This is a genomic window from Ruminococcus sp. Marseille-P328 (genome assembly GCF_964249465.1).
GTDB classification, from domain to species: domain Bacteria; phylum Bacillota; class Clostridia; order Lachnospirales; family Lachnospiraceae; genus Blautia_A; species Blautia_A faecis.
Genome location: NZ_CAXUBQ010000058.1, coordinates 1 through 1,612, shown reverse-complemented (window position 1 = coordinate 1,612; position 1,612 = coordinate 1). Strand labels below are relative to the sequence as shown.

Annotated in this window: 2 protein-coding genes; both read right to left on the bottom strand. The window is 41.7% G+C overall.

The genetic code is table 11. The features are described 5' to 3' along the window. Positions 1-203: 203 nt before the first annotated feature. On the bottom strand, positions 204-1,124 hold the full coding sequence (locus ACESTK_RS20395) for a transposase (RefSeq protein ID WP_373120626.1): 921 nt from the start codon (positions 1,122-1,124) through the stop codon (positions 204-206). 58 nt (positions 1,125-1,182) lie between these two features. Further along, positions 1,183-1,524, bottom strand: a complete 342-nt coding sequence (locus tag ACESTK_RS20390) for a hypothetical protein (RefSeq protein WP_008668438.1) — start codon at positions 1,522-1,524, stop codon at positions 1,183-1,185. Positions 1,525-1,612: the final 88 nt, after the last annotated feature.

The following is a 1,612-nucleotide window of genomic DNA, read 5'->3' as shown; positions in this document are numbered from 1 at the left end:
CAGTTGGTAGCGCACTACGTTCGGGACGTAGGGGTCGGGCGTTCGAGTCGCCTCATTCCGACACACAAGGCTTGACTTACAATAAGTTAAGCCTTTTTTGTTCCGTTTTTGTTCCGCTAAATCTGCAATAAATAAAAATAATAGGTATTTCTGTCTGGGGTTACCTCTTTCGGATCAACGTAACAATCTGAGGGATTTTATATTTAAGCATATAATTTAGCAAGTCTATATAAGAAAAAAGCTCTATCTCTTACTCCTCTGAACTGTGCTCTAAATGCTTTGATTTTAGCATTGAATGACTCTGCTGCGGCATTGGTTGCCCTCCTTTCAAAGAAATTGATTATATCCAGATAATGTGTTTGTATAGAACGTGCGACCCTTCCAAAGGTGAGGAACCCTGATTTATCTACTTCATCATACCACCTTGCCAGCCTTGTCAAAGCAATATCCTTAAACTTACACTGATGATAGATTAAGCCTAACCGCATAGACAGATAATATCCTTTCTTTATATCGGGATATTCCTTGAAAAGAATTTCAGCCCGTATTCTTTGAGACTGAGTCCATAAGGATTCCTTCTTGTAAAGCAGATAAATACTTCTCGCTAACAACTGCTTTCTTGTATCTCCATTAGCGAAAACAGGTGCATGATACATCTTTCCACAGGCCTTTGCATAAGCAATCTGAGTGGACTCTTCATCCAAAGCCGCCCAGCGAGCTTTTACACGCATCTCCTGCACAGCTTCATAAGCTAACTTCTGTACGTGAAAGCGATCGGTAACACGTTTGGCCGCAGGAAAGCAGATGCGTGCAATCTGCTCCATGTTAGGAGCCATATCCAAGGTTATCTCGCGCACTTGGTAACGGCGGCGACGGGAGAGCTTAAGCAGGACAGAAGTGACCGTATGAACGTCCGTACCTTTAATGATGGCAATCATACTGCCTTTACCACCGTGAGCTTCTTTATTGGTCAGTACAGTATAGAGTTCCCCACGCGAGAGGGCTACCTCATCAATACAGATATAAGCACCGATATTCTTTTCGAATAGTAGCCAATCCTCTGCATGAACAAGTTGGTCCCAATGGAGATAACCACTTAGATGGTTACGGTATTGACGCTCCAATAAATCCCCGTCAACTCCATATAAAACACCTAAGAGCTTGCAACTGATCGGATAGCTATCAATATAGTTCTTTTAAAAAAGACGCAAAATCCTGCGTCATACGAGTACCTTCAGCCACCATACGCCAGTTACGGGAGATATACTCATTATGCTTCTTTAAGAGCCAGCGACGACGACGAATATTAAGGAAGACCTTCTTGCCACGAAGAGGAAAATCCTGAACAATAACAGGATCATAAAAGCCTTTACTCTCAGTATCCTGATCTGTATACTTCTCAGGAACGATATTTTTCTCCTCAAGGTAGATCACAACTTCATTTACGCTTTCCTTCACATCAACAAGATCAAAGTAGTCTAAAGTGCCTTCAGGAAGAAGAAGGCGATAACCGTTTAATTCCATAAGCTATGAATTTGGAGACAAAGATAACAATTTATAAATTTACCCCTCAGGTTTTTACATTGACCCCCTCTTTCTCCCTATCTTTGCA

Excerpts from the sequence above, each read along its gene's own strand:
- ACESTK_RS20390 (WP_008668438.1), bottom strand. The coding sequence starts at position 1,524 with ATGGAATTAAACGGTTATCGCCTTCTTCTTCCTGAAGGCACTTTAGAC.